Here is a 19090-nt window from a genome sequence, read left to right on the forward strand (position 1 = left end):
GCACAGGCGAATTCATAGTGAGTGCGCGGACGGACGCGCACCCGGGACCGGCGCGTCGTACACAGGGCAGTGGAATACGACGCGCCGGAATCGGAGCGAGATCATCCGTCGCACGACCACCCCGAACGACGACTGATAAGTAGAGTCTCAGTGATGAATGGCGACGACCCCCAGTACCGCGCGCGGATGCGCCGGGTGCCGCCGCCCGGCCAGCCGCCGATGCAGCGTCCCGGGCCGCACCGCGCTGGGCCACCGGGTGACCCGCAGTCGCCGTACATCGAGCCGACCCAGGTGCTGCATCGCGGCGGCCCGCAGCAGCCGCTGGCGTATTCGCAGGTCCCGCCGGAAAACGTCGCGTCACGCAGGCCGCCGCTGGACAAGCCGCGCCAGGCACCGGCGCACGCGCCCACGCAACAGCCGGTTCCCTACCGCGAGGGACCGCCGCCGCAGCGGCCGTACCGGGGCAACCCGCCACCACCGCCGCCCGGTCCCCCGCGCGGCGAGCGTCAGCCGCGCCCGCCGCGCCCGCGCCGCAAGCGCCACTACTTCCGCTGGTTCCTGGTTCTGCTGCTGGTACTGATCGTGGCCGCGGTCGGCGCCGTGGTGAAACTCGATGGCTCGCTGACCCGCATCCCCGCGCTGGCCAACTATGCCGGCCGCGTCGGCGATACGCCGGGCACCAACTGGCTGCTCGTCGGTTCGGACGGCCGCGCGGGCCTCACGCCCGAGCAGGAGCAGGAGCTCGCCACCGGCGGCGAGGTCGGCCCGGAACGCACCGACACGATCATGCTGGTGCACATCCCGGAGTCGGGCAAGACCACGCTGGTCAGCCTGCCGCGCGACTCCTACGTCAGCATTCCGGGCAACGGCAAGGACAAGCTCAACGCCGCGTTCGCGATCGGCGGCCCGCAACTGCTCGTGCAGACCGTCGAGATCGCGACCGGCGTGCACATCGATCACTACGCGCAGATCGGCTTCAGCGGTTTCGCCGGTGTCGTCGACTCGCTCGGCGGCATCGATGTCTGCCTGCCGAAGGCCATCGACGACCCGCTGGCCGGGATCAACCTGCCCGCGGGCTGCCAGAAGCTGAACGGACCGGAGGCGCTCGGCTTCGTGCGCAGCCGCGCGACCGCGCTCGCCGATCTGGACCGGATCAATAACCAGCGCATCTTCATGGCGGCGCTGGTGAAGAAGGCGACCAGCGGTGCGACCCTGGCCAATCCGTTCAAGCTGTGGCCGATGGCGACCGGCATGGTGAAATCGCTGAAGGTGGCCGACGGCGACCACATCTGGAATCTGGCGCAGCTCGGCTGGGCGATGCGCGGCGACACGATACCGACGACGGTGCCGGTCGGCGGTTTCGAAGATACCGACAGCGGCAATGTGCTGCTGTGGGACAAGAACAAGGCGGGCCAGTTCTTCGATGCGATTGCCTCGGACAGACCGATTCCGGACGACCTGCTGACGCGGTAGCGTCGTTTACATGACGAATACCGAGCTCGATCAGCCGTTCCCCACTTTGCTCAGTGCGCAGATTCGTCACGGTTTCACGGCCGCACAGCAGTACCTCGCGGCCGCCGTGTACTTGGACTCGAATCGGTTGCCGCAGTTGGCGAAACACTGCTACGCCAAGTCCGGCGAGCAACGCGCACACGCACTGCGGATGGTCCAGTACCTGCTCGACCGCGATCTGGAGATCCATATCGGTGGACTGGACGAGATCCGGTCCACCTTCGAATCACCCCGTGCCGCAATAGCTTTCCTGCTGGAGACGGAACAGACCAGGAGCGCGCAGATCACCGGGCTCGCCCGGGCGGCCCGCGGCTCGGGTGATTATCTCGGCGAGCGCTTCATCCAGTGGTTCCTGAAGGAACAGGTCGAAGACGTCGCGAAGATGACCACCCTGCTGACCGTGATCGACCGTTCGATGGATGACCTTTTCGGCGTCGAGGACTTCATCGCCCGCGAACTCCGCGCCCCACAGCGGGTCGATAACGCAACCCCGAGAATGGCTGGGGCAGCGAAGAATTAATTAGGCAATACTAGCCTCAATAAGGTAGTACTTGGGTGACAAGCGTCTTGACCAGCGCTAATGTCGCATACTATGTCCAGCCATCCGGAGTCCCCACGCAGCAAATTCCACGGCCTGCTCCATGATCAGATCAGGCACGAATTCAACGCCGAGCATCAATACATCGCAATCGCGGTGTGGTTCGACAATGCTGACCTGCCGCAGTTGGCGAAGCGTTTCTATGCGCAAGCGGTCGAAGAACGCAATCACGCGATGATGATCGTGCAGTACTTCCTCGACCGGGATATCACTGTCGAGCTGTCCGGCATCGACGCCGCGAAGTCCAAGTTCGAGAATGTGCACGACCCGATCGCGCTCGCCCTCGCGCAGGAGAAGACGGTCACCGACCAGATCATCCAGCTGGCGAGCACCGCCCGCGAAGAGGGCGACTACCTGGGCGAGCAGTTCATGCAGTGGTTCCTGAAGGAGCAGGTCGAGGAGGTCGCCAACATGACCACCCTGCTCACCATCGCCGAGCGCGCCGGCTCCAACCTGTTCGATCTGGAAGAGTTCATCGCCAGGGAAATGGGTGGCGCCAGCGACGCGTCCGGTGCCCCTTCGGCGGCGGGCGGATCTATCTGATCCGCGGTTGTCGCTCGAACGCGAAAAGGCCCAGCTCTTCACGAAGAGCTGGGCCTTTTGCCGTTTCGGCAGACGGCCTACTTGGCACTCATGGTGCTGAGGAGGGTCCGGAGCGCGGTGATCAGTTCGTCCATGGAGTCTTTTCCTCTTTCAATCATCAGGTCGGTGGGTCCACCAGCGTCCGATAGTAGCGGAGAACCTAACCGTGACAATATTAGAAAGGGGGATTCTTCACAAAATTCCGCACGTCATTGACCGAAAGGTCAGCGCAGGGTTACCTGACGCGACCGCAGGCCGTCCCTGGACCGGCGCTCGCCGGCCGTCAACGGCTCGTCCGAGGCCAGTACCTCGGCCAGTCGGGCATCGAATTCCTGTGCGGGCTTTGCCCATTCGTTGGGGTGCTGCTCAGGATCCAGATCGAAAACCGGGACAAGCACACCATGCGTGCGGAACGAACCCGCGAACCGGGAACCCTCGCCGAGGTGCAGACCACCCGCGGCGTGCAGGCGGGCCAGCGCCAGCATCAGGTCGTCCTCGTTCTCCGGACGGACCCAGCGGATGTGCGCCTTGTCCCCCGCGTCCACCCACCAGGCCGCGCCGGTCGCGTCCGGACCGAGCGCGATCCGCGCCGACGGCTTGATCGCCTGCTTGGCCTGTTCGATGGTCGCGGCGACCTGCGGGTCGGGCTGCACGCCTTCCGGCACCCACCAGTCGAAGTCCTGATGCACCGTGAGTTCCAGGTCGGCGCCGGGATCGATCACGTCGGTCAGCTTCGGGCCGCCTGCGATGCTCTCCACCGAGGCCACCGAGGCCAGCGAGTCGCCGGGCTCGGCGGACTGGGTCCACAGGATCGCGGCGGCGAGGTCGGCGCCGAGGTCGGCGCCCTGGAACTGCACCTGCGCGCCGACATAACCGCTTGGCTGATCGCCGGCCCGGACCAGCGCGGCCACCGCGCCCGGTAGCACGGTGGCGAGCACCACCGCGCGCTCGGCCGCGACACCGGGCGCCAGCTTCAGCTCGGCGGTCGCCGACGGCACGAACTCGCACAGCGCGACCAGATCGCACTCCGCGGCCAGCCCCTCGAAGGGACGCGCGACGGACTGGGTCGCCTGCTCCAGCGCCACCTTCCGCTCGGCGAGACGCTGTGCCCGGTTCCCTCCGGGCTTAGGACTATTCCGCTTGCTCTTACCCACGGGGGGTCAACCTACATGGTGTGCGCGCCGCCACCCCGCGCGCCACGGCAGCGAACCCGGTCGGCGGCGGGATCGGGTCGGAACGCGGACCGGCGCCCGGCCAACTGCGCAGGCGCACAACCTGGTTCGCCGACACCCTCGGGCCGAGAGATCTGGTCACCGGACCGACTCTGTCAAGCCACCTTTCGCCCACCCCGGGCGTGTCGAGCGAGTCGGCTCAGGCGGCGTCGAGCAAGGCCTTGGTACGCCCGGGATGATTGGTGGCCACCCAGCTGACGCCGAGATCGGCGCACAGGCGCACATCGTCGGGGTCGTCCACGGTCCAGCAATACGTGGCCCGTCCCGCCGCGGCGGCTTTGTCGACCAGTTCCGGGTGGTCGCGCAGCGTCTTCACCGACGGACCGACCGCGGTGGCACCGACCGTGGTCGCGGCACCACCGCCGAGATAGCGCGACGATTCACCGAGCAGCACCGTCGGCAGCAGCGGCGCGGCGCGCCGGATCCGCCAGACCGCGGTGGCCGCGAAGGACATCACCACCGCACGCGAGTGATCCGCGGACGCGGGCGTGGCGATGCCGAACCGCTGCAGCTCGGCGAGCAGCTTGTTCTCCACCAGCGCGCCATAACGGACTGGGTGCTTGGTCTCGATGAACAGCTTGGTCGGCCTGCTGCGCCAGTCGAGCACCAGCGTGATCAGCTCGCTGAGGGTGAGTACCTCCGCCGCTTCGCCGTCCGCGCCGAAGTCGAGCTCCTTCAGTTCATCCAGGGTCATCTCGCTGACCAGCCCGGTGCCCGAGGAGGTCCGGTCGACGGTGCGATCGTGCACGCACACCAGGTGCCCGTCCCTGGTCAGCCGGACGTCGCATTCCACGCCGTCCGCGCCCTCCTGGAGCGCCAATTCGTATGCGGCGAGCGTGTGTTCGGGGCGCGCCGCCGAAGCACCTCGGTGCGCCACCACGAACGGTGCGCGACTGACCTCGCTCACTTGGCCAAAACCTCCTCGTGCTCACGGTCCACTGCACCGTTGTCGTCAGCTGTGTCCTGCGGCGACTCCTCGGCCGCGCGCCGCGCCCGGCCACCGGGATGCACCGGCTCGATCACCGGCACGGCCGGGTCGACGGCGATCAACCAGCGCCGCTCGGTCCGGCTGCGGCCGCGCACGTCTCGCTCCTGCACCGCCCGCATCATCGCGAGGGTGAGCAGCGCGACCGCGGCGGCGACCAGGTCGGTGAACGCGGTGAACAGCACGCCGTCCGCCTTGACCTGCAACGAATCCGCGGTCCGCCACACCAGTGCGGCCACCGCGACCAGACCGCCGAATACCCAGGCGGCCCACCAGATCCGGATCGCCCGCAGGGCCCGCGGATCGGCGCGCCCTGCGACGATCTCGGTCAGGAACACGCCTGGCCACAGCAAGTTGACCACCGGAATCACGCAGCCGAGCACCACTGCCCTTACCGATCGCGGGTCGGCACGGCCGATTTCCTGGAAGGCGAGCCTGCGCGCGTCTATCAACCAGCCGACCACGGCCACCGCGGCCAGCAGTGCGAGCAGCAACGCGAGCAGCGCCGCGGCGAAGACGAGCACATCGGAACAGACCAGGACCGCGGGATGGATCAGCCGCGTCCGATTGCGCAGCAGCAGTAGATAGCGCAGCAGCTCGGCGACGGCCGCGACCGCGAACGTCGCGGCGGTGGCGATCAGCAGCGAGGACGCCCACTTGGTCAACCGCGTGAGCGGCGCGGGTGCCGCGGCGGCGGGTCGGGGCGGCGGGTCGAGCAGGCCCCATCGCGGAATCTGGGTGTAGCGCGGCGTTTCCCGGCTCGGCGTGCGGCCGGTGACCGGATTCCGGCGGGCGCGCTGGTCGGGCCTGCGCGCCACCCAGCGATAGTTGCGCCGCTCGGCGGGCGCGTCGATGGGTGCGGGCGAGAGCAGCACGCCGCGGCAGCGCGGACACCAGTGCATCGGTGTCGACTGCACGGCCCAGCGCGCGCCACACCGCGCACAAGGTTGTACGACCGTGCTCACCGTGCCTCCTGTGTCTTGCCGGACTAGTAGATCTTCGCCTGCCGGTCGCCGTCCGCGACCAGCGGGCGGCCCGCCTGTTGCCAGGCAACCATGCCACCGTTCACCTGGATGGCGTCGAAGCCGATGTGCGTGAGGTATTCGACCACCTGGAGGGAACGACCGCCTTGCCTGCAGATGACGTAGAGATCGACGTCGTAGTCCAGCTCGTCGACCCGGGCGGGCACGTCGACCATCGGGATGTGCACGGCCCCGGGCGCGTGCCCGAGCTGCCACTCGTCGTCTTCGCGCACGTCGAGCAGGATCGCCCGCGCGCCGTCGGCCGTGCTCGGCTGGCTGCTGTCGAATTCGCCCGGTACCGCGTCCACCGGGACCGAAGGAACATGGGGACTCGTCACGGTTTCGATCCTGCCATGGGTGGGCGGGTGCCGTGGAGTTCCGGCCCGCGCCCCGGCCGTCGGCGACTCGACATCGAGCCGGTACTTCAGGTATGTTCTGCGTCCCGGAACCCTGATCGACGCCCCGCTGGGGGCGCGGATGTGCATACCTCCGACAGAGTTATCCACATAATCCACAACTTCATCCACAGGCTGCAGCTATCAGACAGCGCACCAGTTTCAGGGTTTGGCTATCAAAGTTATCTACCGGCTAACCGCTTGCCGCCCACACACCCCGACCCGGGTCGTTCAAGGGGCCGACAGCAGACTCGCGGGCGTGCGCATGCGGCGCGAACGACCGATCCGGAACTCCCCTCCATGATCCAGTCCCGGAGCAGTCATTCGCCGCCGACCTCGAAACTCACGGGCGCACCGGGTTCCGATACCTGCTTGGACGGCGCTTGGCCCGAATCGGTTCCATAAAAAACGAGAACACTAGCGAAAAACTGAAATACTGGGCTCCACCGGTAGCTGTCGGTAGCCTGTTGGCCATGAACGTGAGCAGGGGGCTACTCGACGGCATGGATACAGCTGGGCTCAACGTCGCTCTGTCCGAGGCAACGTGCCTCGGCCTGGAGATCGACGCGGCGGCCAAGCAACTACGACTCGACTTAGAGGTGCTGACACTTCCGGAAAACGGAACGCCCACCGAGGATTACCGGGTTCAGGTGACGTTCACCGGAGTCGGCCGCGTCGCGGCATCGCTGCGCATGCAGAACTGGGACGATCTCGAACCCCGGGTGCTGCCCCTGCAACTCAACGGCCTCGACGAGGCGATCCGCAGCTTCGGCGGCGGCAGGCTGCACGGCTGGGAATTCATCGACCTCGACGACAGCGGCTGGGCCCTGTGGCGCGAGCTGCTCAGCTTCGACACCGAGATCGACGAACACATCTCTGCCCACGTCCTGGAGTTCTCCCAAGAAGAGGGCATCGACCCGCGCGAACTGGACGTACGCGTCTGGTTCGACAACCTGCTCATCAACGACACAACCGGCCGGGAAATCCCGCTAGCCGAATTCATCGCGGGCGCGGCACGCTGGTGGGAGGCACACGACGCGGGCGACCCGAGGGCGACCCGCCCAGGCATCGCGCCACCGCTCTGAATCCACCGACACCGATACCGCACACCCGGCTCCCGGATGTGCGGTATTCGTTTGTGCGCACGACCTGCCATGTTCGGAAAACCGGCGACAGCGGGGGTGACCGTCGACCTTGTGGGTATCCGGCACGAGGATCGGTGCTGCCCGACCGGGCCATACCCGATCCGGCGAGCATGACGAACGCCGGGAGGCGTAGCCGCTCCACTAGTTCGTCGTACCACTACATGGTTCGATGCTATTTGTGAGGTTCGAGCCGGTGCCGATGCCCCTGCGCGGGCGCAGCCCAAGCCCACAACGGAATGCGGGGGCATCAGGCCCGGTTGGAACCGAGCGGGTGTACGAATGATGGTTGGGTGTGCTCGAGATGGGCGCACACAGCCCGACATAGGAAGGGACATCGTGGCTGAGTACACGCTGCCAGATCTGGATTACGACTACAGCGCCCTGGAGCCCCACATCTCCGGGCAGATCAATGAGCTGCATCATTCCAAGCACCACGCCGCTTACGTCGCGGGCGCGAACACGGCACTCGAGAAGCTCGAGGCCGCCCGGGACAGCGGCGACCACGGCGCCATTTTCCTGTACGAGAAGAACCTGGCCTTCCACCTCGGCGGTCACGTCAACCACTCCATCTGGTGGAAGAACCTGTCCCCCAACGGTGGCGACAAGCCGACCGGCGACCTCGCCGCGGCCATCGACGACCAGTTCGGTTCGTTCGACAAGTTCCGCGGTCAGTTCACCGCCGCGGCCAACGGCCTGCAGGGCTCCGGCTGGGCGGTGCTCGGCTACGACACCCTCGGCCAGAAGCTGCTGACCTTCCAGCTGTACGACCAGCAGGCCAACGTCCCGCTGGGCATCATCCCGCTGCTGCAGGTCGACATGTGGGAGCACGCCTTCTACCTGCAGTACAAGAACGTCAAGGCGGACTACGTCACCGCGTTCTGGAACGTCGTCAACTGGGAAGACGTGCAGGATCGCTTCGCGCGCGCCGTCGGCCAAGGCAAGGGCCTCATCTTCGGCTGAGTTGAATTGCCGCGCCTTCGCGCGGCGTGTTTGCGGCCCCTTGATGGCTCGGGCCCGAGCAACCGCTGCTCGCGACTGCGTCGCAATCGCATCGGCCACTCGGGCCCGAGCCGGGCCGCAAACGAGTAATGCTCGATCTCGCTTCGCTCGAAACCCGCGGTAGTGCCGGTGTGGTTGCGATAGCAGTCAGCAAAACCCGCGAACAGGTCCACTGTTCGCGGGTTGCTCGTTTCTGCGGTACCCACAGGACACGCCCGGGGCGCAGCGCGGTATCAGTCCGGCGAACAATACGACGGACCACGGCGCGTGGGCGCGGACAACCGCTGGTCAGGCCGTTCACTGCCGTCACCTGGCACTCTTTGGTACTTGTGTGCCAGGTGTTTCTTCAGTCATTCTCTGAGTCCACAGAGGACGGGCAAAGCCGCCCCCGGTTATACGACGGGAGGCACCATGCGGATGAATGGACCAATCGGCATCACGCCTTTCCATGCCCGTGGCTCGCTGCGCGGGTTCGTCATTTCTGGCCGCTGGCCGGACACCACCAAGGAATGGGCGCAGGTGCTGGTGCTCGCCGTCCGGGTGGCCACGCTGCCCGGGTTGCTGACCACCTCGACGGTGTTCGGGGTGCGTGAGGAGTTGCCCGACGATCCGGCGCCCGGCACGGTCGGCCTGGTGCTGGCCGAGGGAACGGTGCTCGGCGCGGAGGCGCTCGCGCCCGGCAGGTTTGCCGAGCATGTGCCAGCTGCGCTGCTGATGCTGCATCCACCCTCGGAAACCCGGCCGTCGCTGCCGGAATGCGCGGGTGCCGCGTCGGGCTGTGTGCTGCTGCCCGGCGTGCCGCATCTGGGGCTGGAACACCGGGCCGCGTGGGCCGAGGCGGAATCCGACGGCACGGTCACCTCCCTGGTCAGCAGGGTGGGCCTGGACCCGATCAGCGATCCCGACACCGCGGTTCTGGCTATGCTGCTTGCCGCGTAAGGGTACCCGAAACCTGCCGCACGGATCGCCAAACTTATTGCGCGCATTGCTATTTGGGCCACCCCATGGTGGCACACCCGGCGGTGTCCGGGTAGAGTCGGTGACAGCGAAGGGGAGTAGCCCCCAATTGCACAGTCGACATACTGACCCGCCGCCCCACGAGGGTTCGGGTCCGGCTGTGTGAACCGGAACAATCCGGTGGGCGAGACCTTCGGCCTAGACAACTATTCGTTGTCGGCCGGAGGCACACCCAGACTCCGACCGGCAGGCCGGAGACCCGGGAGCCGCACACATCATGATCGCCACCGTTTTGCTGAGTATCGGCATCGTCTTTCTCGCCGAGTTGGGTGACAAATCTCAGCTGATGGCGCTGACGTTCGCGCTGCGCTACCGCTGGTGGGTGGTGCTCGGTGGCATCGCGACCGCCTCCGCCGCGGTCCACCTGATCTCGGTGGGCGTCGGCTATTTCCTCGGATCGGCGCTGCCGACGCGGGCCATCTCGCTGGTCGCCGCCCTCACCTTCCTGGCCGTCGGCCTGTGGACGCTGCGTGAACACTTCCGCGCGGACGAGCAAGAGCAGGCACCGAAGTCATTGCGGGCCAGCACCGCACCGTTCTTCGTTGTGCTTTCCGCGTTCCTGCTCGCCGAGCTCGGCGACCGGACCATGTTCGCGACCGCCGCGCTGGCCACCGACTACGACTGGGTCGGCGTGTGGATCGGCTCGACGATCGGCATGGTCGCCGCCGACGCCCTGGCCATCGGCATCGGCATCCTGGTCGGCAAGCATTTGCCGGAACGGGCCATCGGCATCGGCTCGGGTCTGCTGTTCCTCTACTTCGGTGCGGCGACGCTGCTCTCGACGGCCGCCCCGACGCTGGCCGGGCTGACCGTCGCCGCGCTGGCCGCGATCGCGCCGGCCGTGGGCGGCGCGACCATGCTGCTCATCCGCGCGCGGAAAGCAAAGCGTCCCCGTACAACGCGCCACCCCGACGCACCAGATTCAGTAACGGCGCCCGCAGCGCAAGCAGGCCAGCCAGGTCATCGGCCGCGATCCGAGCGGTGACCATCGCGCTGATCGCGGCAGCCAGGGTCTGACAGGCGAAGCGCTGCTCGTCGGTTCGCGCGCCGAGCACGTCGGCGATCCGGCCGACGAACAACTCCTGCAGCTGCGCCCGGCGGGCGAGCGCCGCCGAACCCACCGCGTACACCTCGACCAGGAACAGCCGCGCGCTGGCCGGATCGTCGACGAGGTGCTGCAGGTAGGCCGCGAAGATCCGGTCCATCCTGGCCATACCGTCGGGCTCGGGTTCGGCCGCCGGGTCGTCGGCGGCATCCGCGATGCGGCCGAGCAGGTTCTGCACGGCTCGCTCGTAGGCGGCCTCGAAACAGGCTTCCTTGGAACGGAATTGCTCGTAGAAGGTCTCCCTGGACACGCCGGCGCGCTTCAGGATCGCCGCGACCGAGGTGCCGACGTAACCGTTCTCGGCCATCGCCTCGGCCATCGCGATCAGGATGCGCTCGCGCTGCGACGCGACCACCTGCTCACGCGGCAGGCCGTGCCTACCGCGCGGGAGTTGGCGTGCGCTGGTTGCCGATTCGGTCATTCGAGGGCTCCGGTGGTTAGGTCGGGCTAAGCTTGCCGCTCCATTTTGCGGGGTCGGTCCGGTTGGTCCGTGGTGAAGGGTGCCTCTTCACCGCGCGCGATCTCCAAGGCGCGCCGCACACCCTTGCGCAAGGCGACCGCGATCACGCGCTGGGCGATCGGCCGGAACGGCAGCACGACGGCCACCCACCAGGGCGAGACCACCTGACGCCGCCGCCGCGCGATGGCCTTTTCCACCGAATCGATGGCGGGCCCGAGCGGTGCGACGCCGGAAACGGTGGAGCGACCGATGATCGCCCTGGCCGCGTCGGTGCCGAACCCACGCGAGGTCATGTCGGTATCGAGCTCAGCGAAATACGCGACGCCCACCTTGGCTCCGGTGTGTTTGAGCTCGATCCGCAGCGTATTGCCGAGCGCCTCCACCGCGGCCTTCGACGCGCTGTACGCGCCGACCAGCGGCAGGTGCACCGCGGCGGCCAGCGAGGAGACAACGAGCGCATAGCCGTTCGCGTGACCGATGTGCGGTCCAGCCGCACGCAACGTGTAGTAGACGCCGAGCACGTTCACCGCCAGCGTCTCCTCCATCACCGCGGGATCGCCCCCGAGCAACGGCAACTGCCGCGCCACCCCCGCGTTGGCCACCACCACATCGAGCCCGCCGAGCTCCCCCACCAACGTCGCCACCACCCGATCCACCTGCTCACGATCCCCGACATCGCAGTACCGCCACGGCGCGTCACCACACTCGCGCGCCACCTCCCCCAGCAGCTCCGCCTCCAACCCCAGCAGCGCCACCTGCGCCCCACCGGCGTGCAACTGCCGAGCCAGCGCGGCCCCGATCCCCCGCGCCGCCCCCGTGATCAAGACCTTGCGCCCAGCAACAGACGCCCCCGCGAACAGCTTCATGCAGCGACCGTACCACCTAAGAACATGTCTGTTCGCAGATAGGTGGGCGACGAGTCGAATGACGGCACGGACCGGCCGAAATAGCCAACTGCCTGCATATATTTCAGTTATGCCATTAGCACATGAACGTAACGCAGGTCACAAGTGGTCGATAGAGCCGACATCAGCTCGATCACTTCTCGCAGAAGGCAAACCAGATGACGTCACCGCAGGGCGAACACCCCCCACAGCAACCGCCGAATCCCAGCTGGGGAAACCCACCCCCACCCGTCGGCGGACAACAGCCACCGCAACCCGGACAGTTCGCACCGCCGCCGGGATACGGCCAACCGCCTCAGAAGAAATCCAACGGCGGCAAAATCGTGCTTATCGTGATCGCGGTCATTGTCGGACTGTGCGGATTCGGTGCGGTCATCGCCGTGGTGAACAGCGGGGACGACAAGAAAACGGATACCACTGCCAGCAGTGTGGCGGCAGCGCCCGCACCCGACACGGCCGGTGCGTCCGTCGCCCCGCCTGCCGCGAAACCGTCGCCGGGCCTGCCTGGCCTCAATACACCGGTGCGTGACGGCAAATTCGAGTTCGTTGTCACCGGAGTCCAGGTCGGCGTGGGGGAAGTGGGCGACAACCCGTACCTGCAGCGAAAAGCTCAGGGCGCGTACACGATCGTCTCGATGACCGTGAAGAACACGTCGAACAAACCGCAGGGATTCAGCCCGAGCGACCAGTATCTGTTCGACGGACAGAACCGTAAATTCGAGAACGACAGCATGGCCGCGATCAACCTGCAGGCCGATACCAGCATGTACGCCAACATCAACCCCGGTAATACCGTGACAGCCCAGGTTGTCTTCGACTTGCCGGCCGATGCGGTGCCGAGCCACGTCATGCTGCACGATTCGATGTTCTCCGGCGGCGCCAAAGTGACCCTCCAGTAGCCGGAGCGATGGTTCTCTCCGGAGTGAGAGGAGAGGGAGTCCTCATGGGCCTTGTTGGGTGCACCCGTTAGGGTGCAATTGACAAAGGGCCAACTGGCTGTCACGAACGAGAGGACCATCGTGGAGATTTCGGGTTCCGCCGCCATTGTCACCGGAGGCGCATCCGGCCTCGGCGCCGCCACCGCCAAGCGCTTCGCCGAGCTGGGGGCCACTGTCTTCGGACTGGATGTGCCGCAGTCGATCGAGCGCGCCGGCGACAACGTGCCCGCCGGGGTCACCCTCATTCCGGCCGATGTCACCAGCAACGACGAGGTCAGCGCCGCGGTCGCGAAGGTCGTCGAGTCGGGCGCGCCGCTGCGCATCGTGGTCAACTGCGCCGGTGTCGGCTGGGCCGGGCGCATCCTGTCCAAGAACGGCCCGCACGACCTGGAGTTGTTCCGCACCGTCATCACCGTGAACCTGCTCGGCACCTTCAACGTCATGCGCCTGGCCGCCGACGCGATCTCGAAGACCGACACCGTCGACGAGTACGGCCAGCGCGGCGTCATCATCAACACCGCCTCGGTCGCCGCGTTCGAGGGCCAGATCGGCCAGATCGCGTACTCGGCGTCCAAGGGTGGCGTGCACGGCATGACCGTGCCCGCCGCGCGCGACCTGGCCCAGTTCGGCATCCGGGTGAACACCATCGCCCCCGGCATCATCGACACCCCGATGCTGGCCGGCGTCACCGAGGAGTACCGCAAGGGCCTCGAGGCGGGCGTGCCGTTCCCGTCGCGCCTCGGCCGCCCGGACGAGTACGCGCAGCTGTCGCAGTACATCGTCGAGCACGACTACCTCAACGGCGAGACCATCCGCATGGACGGCGCGCTGCGCATGGCCCCGCGCTAGTAACAAACCACGCGAGAGCCGCTGCCGACCAAGCCCTGGTCGGCGGCGGCTTTCCTGTCTTCAGGCCAGACTCTCAGAACGCGGGTTTGCGGCCGACGCCGAGCAACGCGGTGGTGGACAGCGGCTGCCGGGGGCGGTAGTGCTCGGCGAGGTAGGACTTCATCACGGCGACGCGTTCGGCCCACACCTGTTCGCCGACTTTGCGACGCATGAGGCCAAGCGGTGCGCTGCTGTGCGCCATGGTTTCCCATAGCTGGTCCGCGTCGGCGAAGGTGAGCGTGGTCGAATGCCGTTGGACGGACACGGTTTCGAAGCCTGCGCTGTGCATCTCGGCCTGGAAGACCTCGGGGTTCTCCAGGCTGAGGGGGTCGGGCCGCGGCTCCTGAATGCTGGGGTCGGCGGCGCGGTAGGCGCCGAACATCGTGCGCATCAACGGGGACTCGGCGACCGGCGCCCAGCTGGACACCACCGCCGTGCCGCCGCGGCGCAGCACCCGGAACAACTCAGCGAATCCCCTGCCCCGCTCAGCGAAGAACATCAGCCCGAACAGGGAAAACCCGGCGTCGAAGCGGTCGCTGTCGAACGGCAGCGATTGCCCGTCACCGACGCACGCCTCGATATTGGTCAGTCCGGCGGCCCCCGCCGCAGTGATGAGCCGCTCGATCATCGGTCCCGAGAAGTCGATGGCGTGCACCTGCGCCACCCTCGGCGCGGCAAGCAGGCTCAGCATGCCCGGGCCCGCGGCGACATCGATGACCTGGGAAGACGTTGTCGCCGATGCGCATTCGAGGGCGCGCTCGGCGAAGGGCCGCATGATCGCGGGCGCGAACTCGGCGTAACCGTCGGCGACGAGATCCCACGGCTCGGCGACGGCAAGGGGGTTCGCTGGCACGGACTCAGAGCTCACGGCGGAAGTTCATCAGATGACGGCCAGGACCGTTGTAGTCCGGCACCGGCCCGTCAACGGTGAAGCCCATCCGGCGATGGAACGCGATGGACGTCTCGTTCGCCGGCGCGGTGACCGCCGTGACCACCCGTCGGTCGTGCGCCCGAGCGGTCACGAAGAACCGCTCGTACAGCTCCCGCGCCAGGCCGCTCTTGCGCGAATCCGGATGCACCCCAACAAAATGGATGTAGGCCTCGTCGGATTCGGACGGCGAGGCAAACCCGATCAGAAAGCCCGACAGCCGCCCCGCGGTTTCCGCGACCAGGCTCGTCCGATGGAAATGATCGAGAAACAGCCGAGGCAGCACCGGCAGGATCTCGCGCCCCCACCACGCATCGACCACGCCCGCGATCGCGTCGTAGTCCGCGGGCCGCGCCGCCCGGATGACCAGCTCAGTCGAATTCGGCACAGTACTCATTCTGCCGATACCGGCGAGGACCACCGTCCGGTGGTCCTCGCCGGTGACCGGATCAGAGCGTGCGGGTGAGCCGATCGGTGAGGATGTGCGCGAACCGCGCCGGATCCTTCAGCTCGCCGCCCTCGGCCAGGACCGCTGTGCCGTAGAGCAATTCGGCGGTCTCGGCGAGCTCGGGGACCTTGCCTGCGTCGGCGTCGTCCTTGCGGGTGTCGTAGGCGTCGCGCAGCCCGGTGACCAGCGGGTGGGTCGGGTTGAGCTCGAGGATGCGCTTGCTGTCCGGCATCAGCTGACCGGACGCGCGGTACATCCGCTCCAGCATCGGGGTGAAGTCGAAGACGTCACCGACGAGGCAGGCGGGCGAGGTGGTGAGCCGACTGGTGAGGCGCACCTCCTTGACGCTGGCCTCCAGGGTCTTGCCGAGCCAGCCGAGCACCTCGGCGAAGTCCTTGTCCTGCTGTTCGCGCAGCGCCTCGGAGGCCTTCTTCTCCTCCTCGGACTCCAGATCGACCTCGCCCTTGGCGATGGAGGTGAACGCCTTGCCGTCGAACTCCGGCACCGAGCCGACCCACATCTCGTCCACCGGCTCGGTGAGGATCAGCACCTCGCGGCCCTTGGCCTTGAAAGCCTCCATGTGCGGCGAGCTTTCGACCTGCTGACGGGACTCGCCGGTCATGTAGTAGATGGCGTCCTGGCCCTCCGGCATGCGCTCGACGTACTGGGCGAGCGTGGTCAGCTCGGACTCGGAGTTGGTCGAGGCGAACGACGAGACCTCCAGGATGGTCTCGCGGTTGTCGGTGTCGCCGAGCAGGCCCTCCTTGAGGACGCGCCCGAACTCCTTCCAGAACGTCTGGTACTTGGTCTGGTCCTCGGCGCCCTGCAGGTCCTTGACCGTGGACAGCACCTTCTTGACCAGCCGCTTGCGGATCATCCGGATCTGGCGGTCCTGCTGCAGGATCTCGCGAGAGACGTTGAGCGAGAGGTCCTGCGCGTCCACCACACCCTTGACGAAGCGCAGGTACTCCGGCATCAGCTCTTCGCAGTTGTCCATGATGAACACCCGCTTGACGTAGAGCTGCACGCCGCGCTTGTGCTCGCGGGTGAACAGATCGAACGGTGCCTGCGAGGGCAGAAACAGCAGCGCCTGGTACTCGAAGGTGCCCTCCGCCTTCATCGGGATGATCTCCAGCGGATCGTCCCAGGCGTGGCTGACGTGCTTGTAGAACTCCTTGTACTCCTCGTCGCTGACCTCGCTCTTCGGGCGGGTCCACAGCGCCTTCATGGAGTTGAGCGTCTGGTCCTCGACGACCGTCTTCTCGGTCTTCTCGTCGCCTTCACCCTCGCTGACTGTCCGCTCGACCTGCATGCGGATCGGCCAGGCGATGAAGTCGGAGTACTTCTTGATGATCTCCCGGAGCTTCCACTCCTGGGTGTAATCGAAGAGGTGGTCGTCCTCGTCGGCGGGCTTGAGCTGCAACGAGACCGAGGTGCCCTGGGGCGCCTCGTCGAGGGTTTCGATGGTGTAGGTCGAGCTGCCCGCGGCCGACTCCCAGCGGGTGCCTTCGGTCTCCCCTGCGCGCCGGGTGGTCAGTGTGACCTTGTCGGCGACCATGAAGGTCGAGTAGAAGCCGATGCCGAACTGGCCGATCAGTTCCGCGGTGTCGATGTTGCCCGCGGCGGCGCTCTTGGCCTCGTTGAGCTTCTTGCGCAGCTCGGCGGTGCCGGACTTGGCGAGGGTGCCGATCAGGTCGACCACCTCGGCGCGAGACATACCGATGCCGTTGTCCCGAACGGTCAGGATCCGGTTCTCGCTGTCCACTGTCAGCTCGATGTGCAGGTCGGACGTGTCGACCTGTAGATCTTTGTCCTGGTAGGACTCCAGGCGCAGCTTGTCCAGCGCGTCCGAGGAGTTCGAGATCAACTCCCGCAGGAAGGTGTCCTTGTTGGAGTAGACCGAATGGATCATCAGCTCGAGCAGCTGATGGGTCTCTGCTTGGAACTCGAGTTGTTCGACGTGCTCAGTCACGTCGCGATAATACGACGCCCGAAATCCGCGAGGCCAGGAACCTCGAGGTCTGCCCGGTTCGACATCCACTCGCGCAGCACCTGGGTGGCCCGCACGTCGTCCTCGTTATACTCCAGCAACCGGGTGCGCTGGGACATGTCGGGGTCGCCCTCGTAGCCGACGGCCAGGCGATACCAGCTCATCGACGCCTCGCCGCCCGCCTCGGCATCGCGCCAGGCGAAGCCCGCGACCGGGGCGATCTTCTTGAGGCCCTTGCCATTCGGGCAGATGAACTGATCGGAGACGGCCTGGAACATGTCCACCCACTCCGGCCCGTCCACGAACGCGCGCACCTGGTCGACCGTCGGTACTCCGGGCCGCCCGGCGAAGCGGCGCGCCGACTCGTACAGCCACTTGTCCTCGGCGGTGCGCGAGTAGCAGTAGGCGGCAAAGGTTTTCCCGCTCAGGGCGGCCTCGGCGCGGGTGGTCATCAGCCAGGTCCAGAACTCGCCGAACGAGCGGCCCTCGTCCTCGGTGGGCAGCGGATCCCAGGTGACGAACGGGCGGTACACGCCGTCGAGCAGCGTGCCCCACAGGTACGCGCCGTATTCCTGGAAGCTCTCCAGGTCGACGTCCACCTCGACGTCGGCGCGCTGCACCCGCACCGGCTCCACCCGGCGAACCAGCGGCGCGCCCGCGAGCCAGGCCCGCGCGGTGACCACCGCCTCGTCGAACGGGCCGTGCTGCCAGTCGTCCGGGTCGTCGCCCGCCCAGCCGGCCAGGTCGTCGATCGTCTGCACGCCGTGCCTGCGCAGCACCTCGGCCCGCGAGCCGGGCGCGACCAGGCTGACGTCGCGGTGTTCGACGAGCCAGCCCTCACAGCTCGGCCCCTCGATGCCCCGGGTCCACCACGGGCACTGCCTGCACTCGGGCACCTTCGACGGCACCGTCGGCAGCTCGCCGCGGACCACCGCGACCCGGTCGGCGTAGCGCTGGTCGTAGTCGGCGAGCACCGGGCCGAGGTCGTGCACCAGGATGCAGTCGAAGTGGTAGCCGATCACGCCGCCGACCAGTGCCGGGCTCGCCATGCCGTGGCGCTGCAGCATCCGGTAGAGATGCGCGAGGCGCTGCTGATCGCGCGGCTGCTGGCGCAGTTTGCGGTGCCGATCCGGACGCGGGTTCCAGCGATACGGATCGGAAGTAGTGGGGTGGAAGTCCGCGGGCTCCGGTTGACGCGGGTCGGTCACCTTGTGGTTCACCACGATCACCGGGATGTATCCCCCGCGATCGAGATCGCGCAGCAAAATCTCCGAGCCGCCGCGCCTGCCCGTCTCCGGCTCCTGTGGCAACAGCCCGCCCCAGATGTGCTGCACGCCAGCCGCACACGCCCGCATGGTGGCCTCGGCACGCTCCGACGCGCGCAGCGTCGGGTCGATCACCATCCACCCCGCGGGATCCGCCTCGATCAACGCGTCACGCACCCGCACCCGATGCGCCGTCGCCGCCTCCCTGCGCTGCCGCACCCCCGGATCCTCGGTGACCCCTTGCAACGCGCCGGGATGCACCGCATCCAGATGCAGCCGATGCCGACAACCGATCAACGCCCTGGCATCGATGAACGGCGTCGGCGTGCCCGCACCGCCGGCCGGCCGTTCGACGGCCGTGCCGTTGTGCTTGCGACCTTCTCGGTCACCGATGCCCGATTCCACGCTATGCAGTATGGTCCCTACCCCCGACAAACCCACGAACCCCAAGGGCAACGGCCCGGTTCGGGCGAAACCCGACCACACTCCCGACCACCACACCACGAGTTCTGCAAGCCCCGTTTGCGTCCCGGTTCGGCGAAACCCGACAACTCTCCCGACCACCACAGCGCGAGTTTTGCGAGCGCCGTTCGCGGCCCGTCTCGCGTCCGAGCTGTCGAAGCGCCAGTGGCGCCCGCCCCCCGGACGCCCGCCGGGCCGCGGGCCAACCGGGGGC

18 protein-coding genes and 1 pseudogene are annotated in these 19090 nt (G+C 67.2%); 9 read left to right on the top strand and 10 right to left on the bottom strand.

Going from position 1 to position 19090, the window contains the following annotated elements; genetic code table 11:
• Positions 1–153: 153 nt before the first annotated feature.
• The 3 genes from ACIBCN_RS28805 (at position 154) to ACIBCN_RS28815 (ending at position 2653) form a co-directional block, all read left to right on the top strand.
• Entirely contained in the window at positions 154–1473 is a 1320-nt protein-coding gene (locus tag ACIBCN_RS28805) for an LCP family protein (RefSeq protein WP_396994827.1), read from the top strand.
• Positions 1474–1483: 10 nt separating this feature from the next.
• Complete coding sequence (locus tag ACIBCN_RS28810; protein ID WP_396994828.1) at positions 1484–2032, top strand: ferritin; 549 nt, start codon at positions 1484–1486, stop codon at positions 2030–2032.
• A gap of 72 nt (positions 2033–2104) precedes the next feature.
• Positions 2105–2653, top strand: coding sequence for a ferritin (locus ACIBCN_RS28815; protein WP_396994830.1), 549 nt, complete (start codon positions 2105–2107; stop codon positions 2651–2653).
• A 263-nt stretch (positions 2654–2916) separates the two neighbouring features.
• Here the strand turns inward: ACIBCN_RS28815 and ACIBCN_RS28820 are convergent, their stop codons facing one another.
• From ACIBCN_RS28820 to ACIBCN_RS28835, 4 genes are all read right to left on the bottom strand, one after another.
• A complete protein-coding gene (locus tag ACIBCN_RS28820; protein WP_396994831.1) occupies positions 2917–3846 on the bottom strand; it encodes a DUF5926 family protein in 930 nt (309 codons plus the stop codon).
• Between the two features lie 217 nt (positions 3847–4063).
• Positions 4064–4831 (bottom strand): glycerophosphodiester phosphodiesterase, encoded by a 768-nt coding sequence (locus ACIBCN_RS28825; RefSeq protein ID WP_396994832.1) that lies wholly within the window; start codon positions 4829–4831, stop codon positions 4064–4066.
• Positions 4828–5874: a DUF4328 domain-containing protein gene (locus ACIBCN_RS28830; protein WP_396994833.1), complete on the bottom strand. Its 1047-nt coding sequence runs from the start codon at positions 5872–5874 to the stop codon at positions 4828–4830. The genes ACIBCN_RS28825 and ACIBCN_RS28830 overlap by 4 nt, the downstream gene beginning before the upstream one ends.
• A 23-nt stretch (positions 5875–5897) precedes the next feature.
• On the bottom strand, positions 5898–6269 hold the full coding sequence (locus ACIBCN_RS28835) for a rhodanese-like domain-containing protein (RefSeq protein ID WP_396994834.1): 372 nt from the start codon (positions 6267–6269) through the stop codon (positions 5898–5900).
• 530 nt (positions 6270–6799) lie between these two features.
• Here ACIBCN_RS28835 and ACIBCN_RS28840 point away from each other — a divergent pair.
• The 4 genes from ACIBCN_RS28840 (at position 6800) to ACIBCN_RS28855 (ending at position 10472) form a co-directional block, all read left to right on the top strand.
• Positions 6800–7411, top strand: a complete 612-nt coding sequence (locus tag ACIBCN_RS28840) for a hypothetical protein (RefSeq protein WP_396994835.1) — start codon at positions 6800–6802, stop codon at positions 7409–7411.
• A gap of 396 nt (positions 7412–7807) precedes the next feature.
• Entirely contained in the window at positions 7808–8431 is a 624-nt protein-coding gene (locus ACIBCN_RS28845) for a superoxide dismutase (protein WP_357380064.1), read from the top strand.
• A gap of 450 nt (positions 8432–8881) precedes the next feature.
• Positions 8882–9409: a peptidase gene (locus ACIBCN_RS28850; protein ID WP_396994836.1), complete on the top strand. Its 528-nt coding sequence runs from the start codon at positions 8882–8884 to the stop codon at positions 9407–9409.
• 295 nt (positions 9410–9704) lie between these two features.
• Positions 9705–10472: a TMEM165/GDT1 family protein gene (locus ACIBCN_RS28855; RefSeq protein WP_396994837.1), complete on the top strand. Its 768-nt coding sequence runs from the start codon at positions 9705–9707 to the stop codon at positions 10470–10472.
• Positions 10473–10794: 322 nt separating this feature from the next.
• On the opposite strand, the pseudogene ACIBCN_RS28860 reads toward ACIBCN_RS28855, so the two are convergent.
• Positions 10795–11013: pseudogene (locus ACIBCN_RS28860) on the bottom strand (TetR family transcriptional regulator); the annotation flags it as partial.
• A gap of 26 nt (positions 11014–11039) precedes the next feature.
• Positions 11040–11918 (bottom strand): SDR family NAD(P)-dependent oxidoreductase, encoded by an 879-nt coding sequence (locus tag ACIBCN_RS28865; RefSeq protein WP_396994838.1) that lies wholly within the window; start codon positions 11916–11918, stop codon positions 11040–11042.
• 371 nt (positions 11919–12289) lie between these two features.
• Between ACIBCN_RS28865 and ACIBCN_RS28870 the strand changes: the two genes are divergently transcribed.
• Together ACIBCN_RS28870 and ACIBCN_RS28875 are read left to right on the top strand one after the other, a co-directional pair.
• Positions 12290–12856 carry a DUF4352 domain-containing protein gene (locus ACIBCN_RS28870; RefSeq protein WP_396994839.1) on the top strand — a complete coding sequence of 189 codons (567 nt, stop codon included), beginning with the start codon at positions 12290–12292 and terminating at the stop codon, positions 12854–12856.
• A 120-nt stretch (positions 12857–12976) separates the two neighbouring features.
• Positions 12977–13744: an SDR family NAD(P)-dependent oxidoreductase gene (locus ACIBCN_RS28875; RefSeq protein WP_396994840.1), complete on the top strand. Its 768-nt coding sequence runs from the start codon at positions 12977–12979 to the stop codon at positions 13742–13744.
• A gap of 73 nt (positions 13745–13817) precedes the next feature.
• Here the strand turns inward: ACIBCN_RS28875 and ACIBCN_RS28880 are convergent, their stop codons facing one another.
• The 4 genes from ACIBCN_RS28880 to ACIBCN_RS28895 all read right to left on the bottom strand — a co-directional run bounded on the left by ACIBCN_RS28880 (position 13818) and on the right by ACIBCN_RS28895 (position 18726).
• Positions 13818–14651, bottom strand: a complete 834-nt coding sequence (locus ACIBCN_RS28880; RefSeq protein ID WP_396994841.1) for a class I SAM-dependent methyltransferase — start codon at positions 14649–14651, stop codon at positions 13818–13820.
• On the bottom strand, positions 14641–15099 hold the full coding sequence (locus ACIBCN_RS28885; protein WP_396994842.1) for a GNAT family N-acetyltransferase: 459 nt from the start codon (positions 15097–15099) through the stop codon (positions 14641–14643). The genes ACIBCN_RS28880 and ACIBCN_RS28885 overlap by 11 nt, the downstream gene beginning before the upstream one ends.
• A 61-nt stretch (positions 15100–15160) precedes the next feature.
• A complete protein-coding gene (htpG, locus tag ACIBCN_RS28890) occupies positions 15161–17131 on the bottom strand; it encodes a molecular chaperone HtpG (protein ID WP_396994843.1) in 1971 nt (656 codons plus the stop codon).
• Positions 17128–18726 carry a TM0106 family RecB-like putative nuclease gene (locus ACIBCN_RS28895; RefSeq protein ID WP_396995163.1) on the bottom strand — a complete coding sequence of 533 codons (1599 nt, stop codon included), beginning with the start codon at positions 18724–18726 and terminating at the stop codon, positions 17128–17130. Before ACIBCN_RS28895 ends, htpG begins: the two co-directional genes overlap by 4 nt.
• Positions 18727–19090 lie beyond the last annotated feature (364 nt).

The sequence above is a fragment of the Nocardia sp. NPDC051052 genome, assembly GCF_044456045.1.
Taxonomy (GTDB): domain Bacteria; phylum Actinomycetota; class Actinomycetes; order Mycobacteriales; family Mycobacteriaceae; genus Nocardia.